This window comes from Chryseobacterium gambrini (genome assembly GCF_900156825.1).
Classification (GTDB): domain Bacteria; phylum Bacteroidota; class Bacteroidia; order Flavobacteriales; family Weeksellaceae; genus Chryseobacterium; species Chryseobacterium gambrini.
Genome location: NZ_FTOV01000005.1, coordinates 171417 through 189435, shown reverse-complemented (window position 1 = coordinate 189435; position 18019 = coordinate 171417). Strand labels below are relative to the sequence as shown.

Genomic DNA, 18019 nt, shown 5'->3' with positions numbered 1-18019 from the left:
ATAAATAGAGACATCTGTAAAAACTAAAATGATATTACCTATGAAAAATTTATATATAAAGATCCTGCTTTTTTTACCGGTTTTCTATTTGGCGCAGATTCCGACGATTGAAACGGGTAATGGAAAGGGAGGTTATGAAAAGAGCAATCAGGTTGTCCTTCAGAAACTGAATATTGAAACCAAAATCACAGGAAGAATTTCTACCAATATCGTGACGATGGTTTTTAAAAATAACTCAGATAGGTTAAGAGAAGGGAGAGTTACCTTTCCGCTTCCCGAAGGAGTTAATGCAAGCGGTTATGCTTTAGACATCAATGGTAAACTAAGAAATGCTGTTCCTGTTGAAAAAGAAAAAGCAAAAGAAGTTTACGAAACGATTAAAAAAAGAAATATTGATCCGGGAATCCTTGAAAAAGTAGAAGGAAACAGCTTTCGTACAACAGTTTATCCGATCGCTGCAAATGGTGGCGAAAGAACTGTTCAGATTACCTATCATTATGAACTGAAAAAAGCAGGGAACTCTTACCAGTATTTTTTACCGTTGAATTACAGCTCAGAGATTCCTGAATTTAATGTTAAAACAACCGTTTTTCAGAGTTTGAATTCTCCACGGCTCGAAGAAAAGCCGGACGGAAGTTTTCATTTCGTTAAAAACGGAAATATTTGGGTTGCCGAAACGCACAAAACACAATATAAGCCCGGAAATAATTTAAAGATTAATTTTCCTCAGGATCATGAAAACCAAAGTGTTTTAATACAGAAAGCTTCTGGTAATTCATCTTATTTTCTTGCAAATATTGCGGTTAGTTCAAACGAAAGAGCCAAAAGGCTTCCCAATAAACTGGCGATTGTCTGGGATAATTCTTTAAGCGGAAAGAAACGCGATCATTCAAAAGAACTGGCTTTACTGGAAGAATATTTTAAGACCAATAAAAACCTGAATGTAAAGATATATTTCATTAATAATACATTCGAAGAAGGACAGACTTTCAGAATTAATGACGGAAACTGGAATCAGTTAAAAGCTTATCTGTTAAAAACAACATACGACGGCGGAACAGATTTCGGAAAACTGGAGTCGCTTCGTGAAGATGAAATCTTTTTCTTTACAGACGGATTGTCGTCTTTCGGAGAACTGAAAATGATCTGGACAAAGCCGGTTTATACCATTTCCTCATCCAATGCTGCGAATTTTAATCAGTTGAAATTCATCAGCAGCAAAACAGGCGGAGAATTTTTAAACCTGAACGAAAATGATCCTAAAAAGGTGGTTCGAAGTTTATTATTTCAGCCTTTAAAATTTTTAGGAATTGAAAATAATGCTCAGCTTTCTGAAGTCTATCCTTCTCTAACGCAAACCATTTCTGAGGATTTTGTGCTGACAGGTATTTTAAAAGAAAACCAAACAACAGTTAAGGCAAAATTCGGATATGGAAATGAAGTAACCGAAACAAAAGTCATTAATTTAAATATAAATGAACACGCGGTAAAAGACTGGGAAATTTCAAAATTCTGGGCACAGAAGAAACTGAATGAACTTGAAATCTTTGAAAAAGAAAATAAAGAGGAGATTAAAAATATCAGCAAACAGTTCAGTTTGGTAAGTAATAATATGAGCCTGATGGTTTTGGAAAATGTGGAAGATTACGTCCGTTATGATATCGCTCCGCCTGTAGAATTAAAAGCCAGGTTTGATGAGATGGTTAAAAACAACAGGGCTGCAAAAGATGAGCGCGTGAAAGATCTGATGGATGATGCGGAAAGAATGACACAAAACCTGAAGGACTGGTGGAAAACAGAATATAAGAAAAAGAAGGAATTAAAACGATATCCGGAACCTGATTATGATGAACTAATCGATTCTGATAGCAGAACCCAAAGAATTGAGGAGGTGGTAGTTACCGGAGTAACTAATCAGGAAGGAGTGAAAGAATCTGTTTATGCTCCGCCGCCAACTGCGAATGTTCCTCCGAAAGTGGATGCTCCACCTGTGCAAGTTGATCGATTAGAAGTACCTGTTTCTAATCGTAGATCTAATGATATTCAGGAGGTGGTGATAACCGGAGCGTTGGGAGTTAAAAAAAGACAAGATGCAATGGTTTCCTCATCGACGGTGATAACATCTGAACCAGTAAGAAATCAACAGATCAATGTAAGAGGAACTGCTTCTATTGCTTCAAATAATTCAGTTCAGTCGCTTGAAGGGCGAGTTTCAGGAATGAGTGTTAATTCAGGATGGACTGCAAAAGCAGATTCAATGAAAACGCAGGGAATTTCCGAAGTAATGAATTCAGGAAGAGTGAATTTAATTGAGGTGGAATCCAATGCAGATTATATGAAATTTTTTAATTCTGCTAAAAACCCTGAAAAAATATATGAAGTTTATCTGAAAAACAGAGCGCAATATGAAAACCTGCCTCAGTATTATTTTGATGTTGCTCAGTTGCTGTTTAAAAATAATGATAAAAAATACGGACTTAAAGTATTGAGTTCTATTGCAGATCTTGATATTGAAAATGAAGAATTGTACAAGCTTTTAGCCTATAAATTAAAGCAGTCTGAAGTTTATGATAAAGAACTTTTTGTCTCTCAGAAGGTATTGGAATGGAGACCGTTTGATCCGCAAAGTTACAGAGATTATGCTTTGGCATTGGAAGATAACGGAAAATATCATCAGGCTCTGGAAAATTTATATAAAGTTCTCACCCAGTCTTATACAAGGGAATTAGCAGACCGAGACGATGGAATAGAGGAAATAGTGATCATGGAGATCAATGAACTGATCAGCAAGTACGGAAGCAGACTGGATCTTAAGAACATCAATCCTAAGATTATTGCAGATCTTCCGGTAAATATCAGAGTAGTGATCAACTGGAATAAAGACGATACCGATATCGATCTTTGGGTTACTGATCCCAATAACGAACGTTGTTACTACAGTCATCCGGAAACAGAAATTGGAGGGAGACTGAGCAATGATTTTACGAGAGGTTTCGGACCGGAACAATTTCTGCTGAAAAAAGCAATTAAAGGAAAATATAAAATCCAGACCAATTTCTTTGGAGAAAGACAGGTGGGAATTGCCGGACCAACCGCGATTATGGCAGAAGTTTATATTAATTATGCAACAGGGAAGCAGGAAAGAAAAACAGTAGTGTTTCAGAATCAGAAAGAAAATGTAAGAGGGAATGATGACGGAATTCTGATTGGTGAGTTTGAATTTTAATTAGGAACTGTACAAATTCAGATGATTGTGGTTTTTAAGAATTTGTTCAGGTTTTTTCCGCAGGCGAAGCAGATCTGTATATTTAATTAAGCCTTATAAAACGAATGATCTGAGATTTTAATCAATTAATTGGATAGAAGAATAAACTGTCAGTCTGCGGAATTTTTAGAAAAAAAAGAGGGTAAAGCACAATAAAATGGTATGTGGAGAAGTTAAAATAGTGGTCGATGTATGATGAAGAAGATTGAGTTTGGAGCGTCTGCAGAAATGCGGACGCTTTTTTATTTAACTTTAAAATTGGAAATTAAAAAATCAGCTACTTTCATAAACCAGTCAGAATCTGAAACTAAAAGTCACAATATTTTGTTAAATCATTAAAATTTTCTCTTCCTGAACAAAAATTATTTTTACTTTTGGAAAATTAACTCAACAGTACAGAATATGTTTACGGTTAAAAAATCAATTCTTGGATTCATTTGTGCAATCGGTTGCATTAATTCGTCTTTGTGCAATGCCCAGACTTCTGTTCAGGTGAAAAATAATCTGAATTTTGAAAGAAATGAAGTGGTTGCAGTTCCCGTTTCACAGCTAAGATCTTTTTTAGACAAAAATAAAGAAGCAGAGATAAGGATAAAAAACAGCAAAGGACAATTAATAACGCTTCAATGGATCGATAACGATGGAGACGGAAACAATGATGAATTGCTTTTCATGGCGCACATTGCCGGAAAATCCTCTGAAAAATATACCATTACAGCCGATGGAAAATCTCCGGTTCCTGAAAGTGAAGTAACCACCTATTCCAGACTGGTTCCTGAAAGAGTAGACGATTATGCTTGGGAAAATGATAAAATTGCATTCAGAATGTACGGTCCGAAAGGGCAGAAAGAAGCTTTAGCCGGAATAAAAGGAAGTACCCTTTCCAGCGGAGTGGATATCTGGCTGAAAAGAACAGAACAGCCGGTTATCAATAAATGGTATAAAGGCTATTTAACAGATCCGATGTATTACCACAAAGATTCCAGAGGAGAAGGCTACGATCCCTATCACGTCGGAGACAGCCGAGGAACCGGAGGAATCGGAATCTGGAAAGACGGAAAACTACAGGTTTCGCAGAATTTTGTTACCTCTAAAACCATTGCTGAAGGACCTTTAAGAACAGTTTTTGAGCTTACATACAATCCCTGGAGCGATTTTGGAGTAAAAGAAACCAAAAGAATTTCTTTAGATTTAGGTTCAAACTTTTCAAAATTCGAATCCACTTTTGAAGCGGAAAAAAAGGTTCCGAATTATACCATCGGAATTACCCTTCACAAAAACGAAGGAGAAGCAAAGCTTAATGACAAAGAAGGGTATTATCTTCATTGGGAAAAAATTGATGACGCCTTTGTAGGAGAGGGAATTGTGGTAAACCCTGAAGCTATTGAAAAATCAATAGCTTTTAAATCTGAAACTCCGGATCAGAGCAACTTACTGGTCATCACAAAACCTCAGAAAAAACTTTCCTACTACGCAGGATTTGCATGGCAGAAAAGCGGACAGATTCATACTCAGAAGGACTGGGAAGATATGTTGAAAAAACAGGCGCAGATCATCGCAAACCCTTTACAGGTAACCATTAAATAAACATCATAAAGATGAAAACAAAACTCTATTTACTGACTTTAGGTTTAGCTGCCGTCAATTTTTCCGCTCAAACAAAAGATACTCTGGCTGAAAAAATAATGATCTATCAGCTTCCAATCGGAGGTTGGGGAAAACAGCTTGAAGATAAATCTGTCGTAAACTACAATCTTCCTCTCAACAAAGAACTTTTACGAAAGATAAAAGCAACAGGAGACGATCATGCAACCATTGATAATAATGCGACTTCAAGGGAGATTAATGCACTCATTAAAGCATATTCTGTCACCAAAAATCCCGAATATTTAAAATCAGCAGAAAAAGGAATCAGCTATCTTTTGCAGATGCAGTATAAAAACAACGGAGGTTTTCCGCAGTACTATCCCAATAAAGGACTGTACAGAAAGCAGATTACATATAACGACAATGCAATGATTAATGCATTAACGGTTTTGTATAATGTTGCCGAAGGAAAAAATGGTTTCGATGTGGTGGATGCAAAGCTGAAAGAAAAATCAAAAACCGCAGTTCAGAAAGGAATAGAATGTATTTTAAGAACCCAGGTTCTGCAGAAAAATATTCCTGTGATCTGGGGAGATCAGTACAACGAAGAAACCTTACAGCCGGATAAAGCACGAGCTTTTGAGCCTGTTTCTTTAGCCACTGCAGAATCTGTGGGAATTGTACGGTTTTTAATGATGCAGCCTGTAACTCCGGAAATCGAAAAATCTGTAAAATCTGCCATAAAATGGTTCAGGCAAAATAAAATTGAAGGTTACAGCTATGAAGTGTCTAAGGTAAACGGAAAAGCAGTGCGAACCTTAGCCGAAGATAAAAATTCTGTGATCTGGGCAAGATTTTACGACATCAACAACAATAAACCTCTTTTCGGCGACCGCGACGGAAGCGTAAAATACAATTATTACGAAGTTTCCGAAGAAAGAAGAAACGGCTATAGCTGGTACGTAGATTATGCCGAAAAACTGCTTGGGAAAGAATATCCGAAGTGGCTTGAAAAAAACAGTATTTCTGATTTATAGTTAGTGGCAGTACTTGGAACGTTAGATCAATTTTATTCCGTGTTCTGCAGAAAAAAGCGGCTGTCCCGATCGGGACAGCCGCTTACTGTATGAATAGTATTAAAAAGAATTGCAGATATTTCCGGATAATGTAGCTCCCGCATTTGCCGTAACATCAGATTTTACGGATGACAGAGAAAGCGTTGGAATTGTATAAGGAGGCGTGAAAGCTGTTCCGTTTCCTAACTTATTACCCGTAACGTTGGTAAAAGTATTGTTGGAAGTAACCGTTACTGCCGTATAACCGCTCATTAGGTTAATCGGCTCGTTTACATTTTCAAAAACATTTCCGTCTACACGAATATTAGCCTGAACTCCTGCTGCAATACATTTGTTGCTTACAGAACTGTTGAAATAGCTGTTCAGGATATGGATTTTTCCGTAGCGCACTCTCGGCATACGTTCTCTGCATCCCGGAGCCCACCAGCAACGAACAAAAGTTACATTCAGTTTTCCTGCATCCGTTGTGGCGCCGTCGCTCGAACCGATGAGGTTGGAGAATCGGTGGTCGTCTGTTCCTCCGGATCCTCCCGCTTTTGGAGGTTTTAAATAATGAAATTTCGTGTAGGATACCGTTACAAAATCAGATTTATTTTTAATATCAAAATTTCCGTCTACCCCGTCTCTGAATTCACAATGATCGATCCATACATTTCGGCAGTCGTCCAGAATCGCGTTATCCCAACCATCTGTATCATACGCTCCGGGACCTTCAAAGATCAGATTTCTGATGATGATATTGTTGCATCTTTTAATATTGATGATTCCTGAACCATCTTTGGTCTGATCCGTAGAAACCAGTTTCGCACCGCTCGTTCCGTAGATGGTTTTTCCTGTCTGATCCTGAAATGAAAGACGTGCTGAAACAGTAATCGTTCCGGTTACTTTAATCACTTTTACGGCTGAATTTTCGATAGCAGCTTTTAACTGGGCGTAGTTGGTAACGGTAGTTTCAGCGGCAGTTCCGCCTCCTGTAGTTCCACCGTTTTGAGAAGCCCATCCCGGTGCAACACAATTGGCTAACGGAATTACTGCACTCGCAACCAGTTCACTTCTCATGTTCAGGTCACTGTTGTTTTCGGATAAATCGGATTTAATGTCTTCCTGTCCGCATCCGGTTAAGGCAAAAACAGAACAGAGCGCTACCGCAGTAAAAACAGCTTTAAATGTTTTTTTCATAGTAAGTAATTGTTTTTAATTAAGATTAGATTATAAAATTACAAATACGATAACTAAATAATTTATATTTTAACATATATATATTTATATAATTATAATGTTGATTATTTAATTTGGTTAATCGGTTGCATTTTATTTAATGTTTAAAATTGATTTGGCTGTTATATGATAAATAAAAATCCCAAAGATAATCCGGCTTTACAGATCAGATCTGCTGAACCGGAAAATCTTCGGAAAAAAATATTAGCTGTTTGGTATATGTTTTATTTAATTGGTAAACAGATTGTTATATTTGAATGGAAATTAAATCCCGAATTTAAATTTAGCCTGAAAACTCATCATTAATAAAATCTTCTCTGAAAGGAGCAAACGAATCAATCAGTTTTCCCGCTTCGAGACATTTCACGCCGTGAAAAATATTGGGCTGGGCAAAAAATCCGTCGCCTTTCTGTAAAATTTTCATTTTACCATCAACCGTAACTTCAAATTTTCCTTCTGCAACATACGTGATCTGAGAATGAAAATGATTATGTAATGCACCGATAGCATTTTTCTCAAATTGTACAATCACCATCATTATCTGAGAATTATATCCGACAAACTGTCTGGAAACGCCGCCCCCCAAATCTTCCCACTCGGAATTCCCATCGAAGAAAGGTTCTTTTTTGAATTTCATCTTATTACTTTACTTTTTCAATTTTTACTAAACTAATTTTTACATCAAACCTGTCATTTCGACGAAGGAGAAATCTAATGTATTGATTGATTTTATGTTGTTCTCGCGCAGATTTTGCTGATTGAGCAGATCTTTAAAATAATTTTAATCTGCAAAATCAGCGGGATTTCTATTATTTGATATACTTTTCCAACCCAATTTTCAAGGTTTTTAAACTTTTCGCGGCTAATTTAGCCACCGTTTCCGCCCCTAATTTCGATAAATGCGTATCATCTTCTTTTCCTTTGGGATAATACGGATCTTCGCCTTCTTTATAATACAGATGAAGTTTTTTTGAATTTTCGGGGCCGTAAGCAATTTCCATCTGTTCTGTTAACAACTGCATATCCACAAAAGGAACTTTCAGATCGTTTGCGACCATTCTTACAACCAGAGGATATTCCTTATGCGTATCGATCAACACTCCGTTTTCGTTGAAGTTTCTTCTTACAATGGAAGTCATCAGAACAGGAATCGCTCCTTTAGCTCTGGCTTCATTCACATATCGTTCAAGATTCGCTCTGTATTGTGTGTAAGGATTGGTAAACTTTGTAGAGTCTTTGATTTTCTGATCGTTATGACCAAACTGTATAATGACGAAATCTCCTTTTTTCAATTGTTTTTCCACCTGATCCCATCGTCCTTCCGTTCTGAAACTTTTGGAGCTTCTTCCATTCACCGCATGATTCTGAATTTCAATTCCGGTGGTTAAAAACTGGGGAAAAACCTGTCCCCATCCGTGTTCCGGATTTTTGTCCGGATTTTCTTTAGTTGCCATGGTAGAATCTCCAATTAAGAAAAGAGTGGGTTTTTGCTGAGCCAGAAGTAAAGCTGAAACGGCTATGCTAAAGATTAAAAGTATTTTTTTCATTTTAAATAAATTTTTTAATTTATATTCTTTTGTTTTGGAAACAAAAGAATCAAAAGTTCAAGACCTGGAAACTTCCGCTAAAAATTATTTCTATTCACTAAAAATCCTAGAACTCGTGCGAATTTGATGTTTGTCTTTTTATTCAGTATTTTGGTCGCGCTCAAACAATAGAATTTTCTTAACGTTCACAGAATTAATTTTCTTAACGCTCCATTTTCCTATGTCGATTTAGCGAATGGTAATCATTACTCATTATTAATTACTCATTACTTATGTTGAGGATTCCAGCCATTAAAAATTTTTTCCGGCGTATAATTTTTCAGATCTTTTTTTGTGAGCTGATGCGACCAGTTTACGCGCTTCGAAGTATTTCCGCCTTCTCCTTTGCTCCCGAATTCCGCGTAATAGGCTGTTTTTTCTTTATCAGGAAACATTTTGTCGCCTCTCCACGGATTCCAGCCTTCTGGAAGGATATGTTTTCCCATTTCTGTATTGATGAAAACCGTTTTCGCGTAAGGTCTCCACGGTCTGCCTAAATACACTTTGGTAATACCTTCTTTCGCAGTTAATGTACAGTCGAAGAACACGAAACCGTACTTTCTGTCCGCTTCTGTTGCGGCTGCCGTGATGAACGAATCGGCTAAACTTTTAATCGTACAGTTCTTAAAAACAACGGTTGCCTGTCCGAAAATAAAATCAGTGGTTCCTTCGATCAAACAGTTTTCAAAATACTGTCTGCTGTGATTGGTTGCGGCATAAACGGTGTCCTGACAACCTGAAATGATCGAATTTTTAATGATAAAACGGTCACCTTCCACATGAAGTGAAACCGCCTGTCCTTCATTACAGGAAGTATTCTGAATCGTTATATTGCTGATTTTTATGTCATCTCCCATCACCAATAACGTATAAGAATTAAACGTGGTCATCTTTTCATTGAAAGAATCCGGCTTTCCTGAAAAATCATTGTTGGTAATTATGGTATTATCTTTATTTTCGCCTTCCAGCGTAATTTTATGTTTTGAAGAAGGAATTACCACTTTTTCATGATAGGTTCCTGATTTTATTAAAATTAAAGCTTCTTCCGCACCCAAATCTCTGATGGAATTAATAGCTTTCTGAATCGAGGCAAAATCTCCGCTTCCGTCTTTTGCAACGGTAATTTTGATATACGGATCATTTCCTGCAAACAGCAAATTTGCCATCGAAATGAGAAGAATTAAAAATAATTTTTTCATAAACTGATTTATTATTTTCTGACGCAAAGATTTGTTTTATATTACCTGTTTTTAGATAGCAAAGGCAAATAAATTTATTTCGCGAAGCCATGACGATAGCGTCATAAAATCAACTTGTTGATTCATCTTTGCTCCTTAAAATTTAACATATCTATTAATAAAAACTTTGCGTTTAAGATCACTATTTCAAAACTTTATCTAAAAAATCCAATGTCAAATTCAATGTTTCCGTAAACCATGGTTCTGCCGACCAAAAGGAATGCGGTGTGTCTTTAATCTCATGAAACTCTGTCGGAATGTTATAACTCTTCAGTTTTTTCATCATATCGTCTCTTCCGGCATGAAATCTTGGCTGCGAACTGTTGATGAAAAGAGTTGGAGGGGTATTTTTATCCACAAATTCCAACGGAGAAGCGGCTGTCCAGTTTTTTAAATTGCTTTCTCTGTCTCCGTTCAGCCAATAGGAAGCATAAGTACTTTCTTCCGCTTCGGGATGAATAAAAGAAACAATGCCGTCTACATTTACAATTGCCTGAATTTTATTTTTGGATTTCACGCCGACCAAAGTGGCGATCTGTGCTCCGGCAGATTCTCCCATAACCGCTATTTTCTTTCGGTCTAAAGAATATTTTTTGTGGTTTTTCTTCAGCCATTGAATTCCGGTTTCGATGTCTTCCACTCCGGCAGGAAATTTTGCAACATCAGCCAGACGATAACCGATGGCAATCACCACAAAACCCTTTGAAGCCAATTCCGTTGCCATGAATTTTTCGTTTTCCTTACTTCCCGAAATCCATCCGCCTCCGTGAACCATCGCAATTCCGGGATATTTTTTGTTCTGATCTAAAGGATAATACACATCTGCTTTCAGAGAAATTCCATTGATGTTTTTATATTCTGCGTCTTTATCAATTCTGATATTTTGAGGAACCGGACGGTCAATCGGAGTTACAAAAGGATATTTTTTTTTGAATTTTTCGAATGTTCCTTCGTTGGTATAGGGAGTAGCATTCGGTCGATTTATTTGTCCGAATGCCATTGTCCCCACAAAAAAAATAGAAATATAAGTATGTTTTCGGTTAAAAATCATTCGCTTAAGGAATTTTTTTTAATACTATTTTTGTTGTTAGATTATCGCAGAGTCGCAAAGAATTTTATTTACTTTATGCTTTAAGACGCAAAGATTTTATCTTTGATAAAATGTAACACTGCAGAATTTGTTGAAAATCTTTTGATTTTCTTGCGCCTTAAAACATTGTTTAAAATTAAAAAACTTTGCGTCTTTGCGATATCCAACTATTTAACTGCATTTTTCGATACATCCGTTCCAATAGAAAGCGAATTTTTATCAGACGTAATTTCTTTCGGTAATAAGACTGCACCTGTTTTATTTCCTAACACTTTTATAACAGGCTTATTTGCCGAATCAAACTTCACGGTTGAAAGATTGATGTTTTTACTGTTGTAGATCGTTGCTCCCGTTCCTTCGGAATATTTCAGCTTTACATTTTTTAACTGAATTCCGTCTGCATCTACTATGGTTAAAGCTTTTCTGGTATCAAACTGCGAATCTTCAATCACAATATTTTTAAGATTCATTTCAGCTAAACCGAATAAGGTAATCGCTTCATCGGAATTGGCTGCTGTAATGTTTTTAAAGAAAATATTTCTGAAAACCGGCGTTTCTTCCGTTACGGGATATACTTTTTCCGGAGCTTTGTTGCCTTCCTGTTTCTGTCCGTCTTCCAGAACCGGAGATGCGCCTTCGTAGAACATATTGAAACCGATAACCTGAGTCGGAATATTAATCATATCAATATTTTTCATGTAAATATTTTCCACAATTCCTCCTCTTCCGCGCGTGGTTTTGAAACGGAGCCCGATATCTGTTCCGATGAAAGTACAATCTGAAACGTGGATATTTCTTGCTCCGCCCGACATTTCACTGCCAATGACGAAACCTCCATGACCGTGGTACACAATATTGTTTTTAATGATAACATTTTCAGTCGGCATTCCTCTTTTTCTTCCGTCTTTGTCTTTTCCGGATTTTATACAGATGGCATCATCTCCCACATCAAAGGTATTGTCGTAGATCAGAACATTTTTGCAGGATTCCAGATCCAGACCGTCTCCATTTTGAGAAAACCATGGGTTTCGGATGGTAAGATTCCTCAAAATAACATTGGAACACATCAAAGGATGAAGATTCCATGCCGGAGAATTCTGGAAGGTCGGTCCGTCCAGCAAAACTTTGTCGCATTCCACCAGACTTACCATTACCGGACGGAGAAAATCTTTCACCGTAATCAATTCCTCTTTGGAAATCTTGTCGGGAACATTGAAGTTGGAGCTGCTTTCCAGTCCTTTTTTATAGCTTTCCGAAGGATACCAGTTTTTTCCGTCCGAAGATACAATTCCGCCGGATTTTACAATTTCTTTCCATTCAGATTCAGACACTTTGCTTTTTTTGATGGCTCTCCATGCTTCGCCGCTTCCTTCGATTATGCCTTTTCCTGTAATGGCAATATTGGTTGCATTTTTTGCTGAAATAGGAGACTGGCAACGCGTGGTATTCAATCCTTCGAAACTTACATCTACCAACGGATAATCATTTTTATCTTTACTGAAGATAATCATCGCTCCTTCCTCAATGTGAAGATTAATGTTGCTTTTCAAGACGATGGGGCCGGTAAGCCACATTCCGCGGGGAACGACTAATTTTCCGCCTCCTTTTTTGCTCAGATCTTCGATTGCTTTTTTAAAAGCTTCTGTATTTTTTACATTTCCGCCCGCAATTCCGCCGTATTGTGTGATGGAAACGGTGTTGGCTGCAAAAGAGGTTTCTGCAACCTGCGGCATTTTAAACTCAATATTTTTATAAATATCAGAATTCTGAGCATAGATTTGCCCTGAAAATAGCATTGCTGCTGCTAAACCGATCACTTTAAAAGTCTTCTTCATTTTATTATTTTTGAGTTTTAATTATTTTTTTAAATTCCTGATAAACTATGGATGCTACTACTTTTGCTCCTTCTGGCTGAAAATGAGTGTTGTCTTTCTGACCTTTTGGATAGGCTTCGTATACATTTTCCGGAATATTCATAAAGTAATGAATTGTGGTAAAATCCTGTCCTTTTCCTGTAAAATATTCCATAGATAATGTATTCAGATCAATATACGGAACGTTCATTTCTTTAGCAATTTCAATGGGAGCTTTGCTGTATTCGCCGTGTACATTTTCCAGTTTTCCGTCTTTCCATGGGTAATTTCTGGCAACGGGAGTTAAAATAACAGGATTTGCTCCTTTCTGTTTCGTCTGCGTTACAAATAATCTTAAAAATTCTTTGTATCCCTGAATGTTTACGTACCGTTCCGGATGTTTTTCAGAACTGTCGTTATGTCCAAACTGCATGATGACATAATCACCCGGCTGCAAATGTTCGTATACCTCTCTCCATCTTCCTTCCTGAAAAAACGTACGCGTGCTTCTTCCGCCATGCGCTTTGTCGATAATTTCCACAGAGTCCGCTGAAATAGCAGGTTTTAAAGAAGCCAAACTGTCTTTCGCAAAAAACGGCTGAAAAACCTGTCCCCATCCTGTAATGGGATATCTTATTTTCATATAATCTTTTCCGGGTTCGTAGTTTCCGGTGTAATCTGCCACGGTAGAATCTCCGATGAGATAAATATGGGTAATTTTTTTAACGTGTTTTGCTGCTGTAGTGTTCTGAGATTTACATCCCGACAACAGCAAAACGACGATTAAAAATGAAACTATATTATACATTTTACTGTTCATGATTTTAACTAAATTTTTATCTACACTGTCATTCTGAACGAAATGAAATGTAGTGAAGGATCTGATTGTTATTTTTTCACTCGTAGATCTTGCAGATGGCGCAGATTTTTAAATCAAATGAAAATTAATTCTTGGTGATTCTGAACCAGTCAAAATCGGCGTATCCGCCTCGAGGTGCTTTTGATGTACTGATGCTGTACAGCCCAATTTTGGCTCCGATCCATTTTCCGGGTTTTGCCTGAAAAAGATCACCTGCTTTGATGAAATTTTTTCCGTTTTCGCTGTAGCTGAACTGGCATAAACCATTCGGTTCGTTTACATTCACTTTCAGATAGACTTCGTTGCTTTTTAATTTTGTTTCAAATAAAATCTTTTCTTCGCCGTCTTTATCTGCTTTTTCGGCTCTTCTTAACTGTAAGTAAAATCCATCCGGTTTATTGGTAATCACGATGGACTGATGATCCAGTCCCATCACCAAAAGTCCTGCAGTTTTTCCTTCTTTGGCTTCTTCGGGCGTTAATTTAACTTTTGTGGAAGCTGCAAAATTGGGAGCCGGAAATTTCTGAGTTAACAGATTCGGGACATTCCATAGATTGTTTTCGCTTTCGGGAACTTTCATGGAGAATAATCTTAAAAACTTCTGTTCGGGAAGTTTGGAAGACCATACGATATTTTCATTTGCACTCCACTGCCATTGTAATCCTAATTTTTCACCATCAAATTCATCGGTTTCGGGCGGAGTAACGATAGGATAGGATTGTCCTACGTTTGGTTTTTTGTAAGTTAAAACAGGTTCGCCGATTCCGTTTTTGTTATAATCTGTTCCTATAAAAGGCCAGTCTTTTTCCCACTTCATGGGTTGCAGATGGATAATTCTTCCTCCCGCATCCACATCCTGAAAGTGATAAAACCAGTCTTCTCCGGAAGGTGTATCTACCCACGCTCCCTGATGCGGTCCGTTTATTTTTGTGGAGCCCTGTTCCAGCACAATTTTTTCTTCGTAAGATCCGTATATATTTTTTGATCTCAATGCCAATTGCCAACCTGTAGCAACGCCGCCTGCCGGAGCAAAAATATAGTAATAGCCGTTTCTTTTATACATTTTGGGACCTTCAACGGTGGGATGAGCATCGTGACCGTCAAAAATGTGAACGCCTTTATCCAGCACTTTTGTTCCTTCCGGATTCATTTTATTTAATGTTAAAATGCTTTTTACTCCGGCTCGGCTTCCCGCCCAGCCGTGAACCAGATAAGCGTTTCCGTCTTCATCCCAGAACGGACAGGAATCTATCAGTCCTTTTCCTTGCATTACTAAGACAGGATCGTTCCATTTTCCCAGCGGATCTTTGGTTTTTACCATATAGATTCCGAAATCGGGATCGCCCCAGTAAATATAAAATTCGCCATTGTGAAATCTCATACTCGGAGCCCAGATTCCGTCGCCTCGTTTTGGGGTTGAAAAATGTTCTTTCGGCAGAATATCCTGAATGGCATAATTCACCAGTTTCCAGTTCACCATATCTTTTGAATGAAGAATCGGCAAACCGGGAGTTTCATTGAAGCTTGAAGCCGTCATGTAATAATCATCTCCCACACGAATCACGTCCGGATCGGAATAGTCTGCATACAGAACGGGATTTTTGTAGTTTTTTCCCTGATCGGCACTCCATACTTCAGAAACGTAGTTTTTTTCCTGTGCGCTCAAATAATTTGATGTAATGGAAAAAATGGCTATTGAAAGTATATTTAAAATGTTTTTTGTTTTCATAAATCAGATTTTTAATCTGGTTTAAATTTTAACGCCATGAGCGGAAAGATTTTTTTTAATGGCTTACTTCATATTTTTCGATCGCAAAGATCCTTCGACAAGCTCAGCATAAACTATTCACTCAGCAAATGATAGTTGTTGAAATTATATAAGAACATTTTTAACCATTAGGATTTATTGAAGAGTTTAGTGTAGTTAGGATTAGCTATACTTTAAAATTCTTCTTAACCTCATCTTAATGGTTTTAAGTATTATTTTTCAAACTCCAGACTTGCCAGAATGAATGGCCCTGTTCCTTTGGCATCATTGGAACGGATCTCTTCGTTAATGTAATATTCGTAAGAACCGTCGCGATAAGGTTTTCCGCCCAAACCTGCAACAGCACAGCATTTATTTAAATTCACCACTCCGTTTTCATCAACAGTGATTAAATTTTTAATAATTCCGTCGTAGCCTTTTTTAGCATACGTTTTATAGGATTTCGGCAAATAACCGTTGTTCACAGATTTGATGATGGTGTAAACAAACATGGATGAGGCGGTTGCTTCGGTGTAATTTCCTTTTTCTCCTGCCTTATTCAAAACCTGATACCACAGTCCGCTGTTTTTATCCTGAACTTTAATAATGGCATCGGTGTAGGATTTGATGTAAGAAATTAATTTGGGTCTTCCGGGATGATCTTTTGGCAGATAATCCAGAACATCTACCATTGCCATTCCGTACCATCCCATTGCTCTTCCCCAGAAATTCTTCGACAGTCCGGTTTCTTTGTCTGCCCAAGCTTCTTTTTTGCTTTCGTCCCAAGCGTGATAAAGAAGACCTGTTTTTTTATCCAGAAGATGCTCCTGAACAGAATCGAACTGTAAAAGAATGTCGTCATACGCTTTTGCCGCATCAGCTCCTTTCACGAAGTCGTGTGTATAATGCGTGTAGAAAGGCATTCCCATGTATAAACCATCCAACCATACCTGATAAGGATAAATCTTTTTGTGCCAGAAAGAACCTTCTTTCGTTCTTGGCTGTCCATCTATCTGAAGACGAAGCGTCTGAAGCGCTTTCAGGTATTTTTCTTTTTTTTCTTTTTCGTAAAGATAGAGGAGAACGTTTCCGCTGTTCAGCATATCAATATTATACTTATCAAGCTCATAGGTAATGATGGTTCCGTCTTCCTGAATAAGCTTTTCGCCAAATTCGCTGATGTAGTTGTAGTATTCTTTTTTACCTGTTTTGGCATATAATTTTTCTGCACCATCCAGAACAATGGCAGTAGGATACGTCCATTTCGGGGTTTTGCTGAAATCCAGCATCCATGCTTCAGGAAAGCGGTGCATTTCGGACAGCATCATTCTTTCGGACCATTTCAGATTGAGGGGAACTATTTTTCCGGAATTTGAAGATTGTTTCTGAATTGAAGCGTTAACCGGAGTTTTTGTCTGCGCACAGGTAGAAAAAATTCCCGAACTTAAAGCGACAAGGGTGAATAGTTTGATATGCTGATTAATGAAATTCATGATTGTAAACGTTAAAGTTGATTATTTTTATCTAAAATTTCCAGTTTTTGATCTAAATCCTGATAGAAAGCTTCTTCAGTTTTTAAACCGTTCGGTTCCAGAGACCATGCTCCTAAAAAGTAATAGGAAACGTTCTTTGTCTTCTTGAAAACTACAGTATGCGTAGATTTTGTCTTTATATATTTATCAAAGCTTTCAAGAGAGTAGAAGACAGCCATTCCGAGATTGTCGTCTTTTTTGGTTTCGGTCTGGTTACCGTAAGTTGCGATGTAAGCCCATTTTTTATTTTTGCTGATTCCCTGTTTTAGCGGAATATTTTTTATGGCAACAATTCCGGTGCATAACCCTGAAATGGAGTTGCTGAGATTTAAATCCACTTTTACAAAACGGTCTCTATTGAAAATGGTAAGTTTTGAAGCAAGATCGATGGCATCACCCCATGTTTTCCAGCCTTTGTATTCGATGGTTGCGTAAGACTGTTCTTTTTCATTCACCACTTTCGCGGCGGTGCTTTTTACGATTTTAAATGTTTCAACAAAATCATTCTGCTCATCGTATCTTCCGTAAGAGCCAATTCCGATGGTGCGTCCGGATTTCAGAATATCCTGTCCCCAAGCTGCATCGTGATGATACGATTCAAAACCGTCCTGTCCGACTTCCAGTAAAACCAGGGTGTTTACTTTTTTACCAAAAATATCTGTTGCATTTCTCCAGTCGAGATATAAGCGGTATCCGATCTGGTTGTTTTCCAGACCGATGCCTTCGTATCTGATGTAGGTAGAATGATCGGTATGCGATTCCGGAATGGTGAGTTCCTGAATGTTTTTGAAAGTTCCGCCGATGTATTTGTCGCCATCCCATTTTCCGCCTTCTTTCACTGCAAGTTCTGCATAAGAGAACGGAGTTTTAGGATTGCTTCTGATCTTTTGAATAACAGATGTCTGAGCCTGAAAATTTGAGGACCCCAATACTGCTACAGCTATTATTTTAAATACATTCAATTTCAT

13 protein-coding genes are annotated in these 18019 nt (G+C 37.6%); 3 read left to right on the top strand and 10 right to left on the bottom strand.

What is annotated here, in order from left to right:
- The first annotated feature begins 40 nt into the window (after positions 1 to 40).
- From BW951_RS11585 to pelA, 3 genes are all read left to right on the top strand, one after another.
- Positions 41 to 3226, top strand: a complete 3186-nt coding sequence (locus tag BW951_RS11585; protein ID WP_076392912.1) for a VIT domain-containing protein — start codon at positions 41 to 43, stop codon at positions 3224 to 3226.
- Positions 3227 to 3667: 441 nt separating this feature from the next.
- A complete protein-coding gene (locus BW951_RS11580) occupies positions 3668 to 4852 on the top strand; it encodes a DUF4861 domain-containing protein (protein WP_076392910.1) in 1185 nt (394 codons plus the stop codon).
- Positions 4853 to 4863: 11 nt separating this feature from the next.
- Positions 4864 to 5889 carry a pectate lyase gene (gene pelA, locus BW951_RS11575; RefSeq protein ID WP_076392908.1) on the top strand — a complete coding sequence of 342 codons (1026 nt, stop codon included), beginning with the start codon at positions 4864 to 4866 and terminating at the stop codon, positions 5887 to 5889.
- Between the two features lie 99 nt (positions 5890 to 5988).
- Here the strand turns inward: pelA and BW951_RS11570 are convergent, their stop codons facing one another.
- The 10 genes from BW951_RS11570 to BW951_RS11520 form a co-directional block, all read right to left on the bottom strand.
- Entirely contained in the window at positions 5989 to 7107 is a 1119-nt protein-coding gene (locus BW951_RS11570) for a pectate lyase family protein (RefSeq protein ID WP_076392906.1), read from the bottom strand.
- A gap of 322 nt (positions 7108 to 7429) precedes the next feature.
- On the bottom strand, positions 7430 to 7783 hold the full coding sequence (locus BW951_RS11560; protein WP_076392902.1) for a cupin domain-containing protein: 354 nt from the start codon (positions 7781 to 7783) through the stop codon (positions 7430 to 7432).
- Between the two features lie 172 nt (positions 7784 to 7955).
- A complete protein-coding gene (locus BW951_RS11555; RefSeq protein ID WP_076392900.1) occupies positions 7956 to 8693 on the bottom strand; it encodes a rhamnogalacturonan acetylesterase in 738 nt (245 codons plus the stop codon).
- Positions 8694 to 8959: 266 nt separating this feature from the next.
- A complete protein-coding gene (locus tag BW951_RS11550) occupies positions 8960 to 9931 on the bottom strand; it encodes a pectinesterase family protein (RefSeq protein ID WP_076392898.1) in 972 nt (323 codons plus the stop codon).
- A 181-nt stretch (positions 9932 to 10112) separates the two neighbouring features.
- Entirely contained in the window at positions 10113 to 11021 is a 909-nt protein-coding gene (locus BW951_RS11545) for an alpha/beta hydrolase (RefSeq protein ID WP_076392896.1), read from the bottom strand.
- A gap of 206 nt (positions 11022 to 11227) precedes the next feature.
- Entirely contained in the window at positions 11228 to 12895 is a 1668-nt protein-coding gene (locus tag BW951_RS11540) for a glycoside hydrolase family 28 protein (protein ID WP_076392894.1), read from the bottom strand.
- A gap of 4 nt (positions 12896 to 12899) precedes the next feature.
- Entirely contained in the window at positions 12900 to 13721 is an 822-nt protein-coding gene (locus BW951_RS11535; RefSeq protein WP_228427542.1) for a rhamnogalacturonan acetylesterase, read from the bottom strand.
- Positions 13722 to 13857: 136 nt separating this feature from the next.
- On the bottom strand, positions 13858 to 15501 hold the full coding sequence (locus BW951_RS11530; RefSeq protein WP_076392890.1) for a glycoside hydrolase family 43 protein: 1644 nt from the start codon (positions 15499 to 15501) through the stop codon (positions 13858 to 13860).
- A 251-nt stretch (positions 15502 to 15752) separates the two neighbouring features.
- The gene (locus BW951_RS11525; protein ID WP_076392888.1) at positions 15753 to 17012 is read right to left on the bottom strand and encodes a glycoside hydrolase family 88/105 protein; all 1260 of its coding nucleotides are present in this window, start codon (positions 17010 to 17012) and stop codon (positions 15753 to 15755) included.
- An 11-nt stretch (positions 17013 to 17023) separates the two neighbouring features.
- Positions 17024 to 18019, bottom strand: a complete 996-nt coding sequence (locus tag BW951_RS11520; protein ID WP_076392886.1) for a DUF4861 family protein — start codon at positions 18017 to 18019, stop codon at positions 17024 to 17026.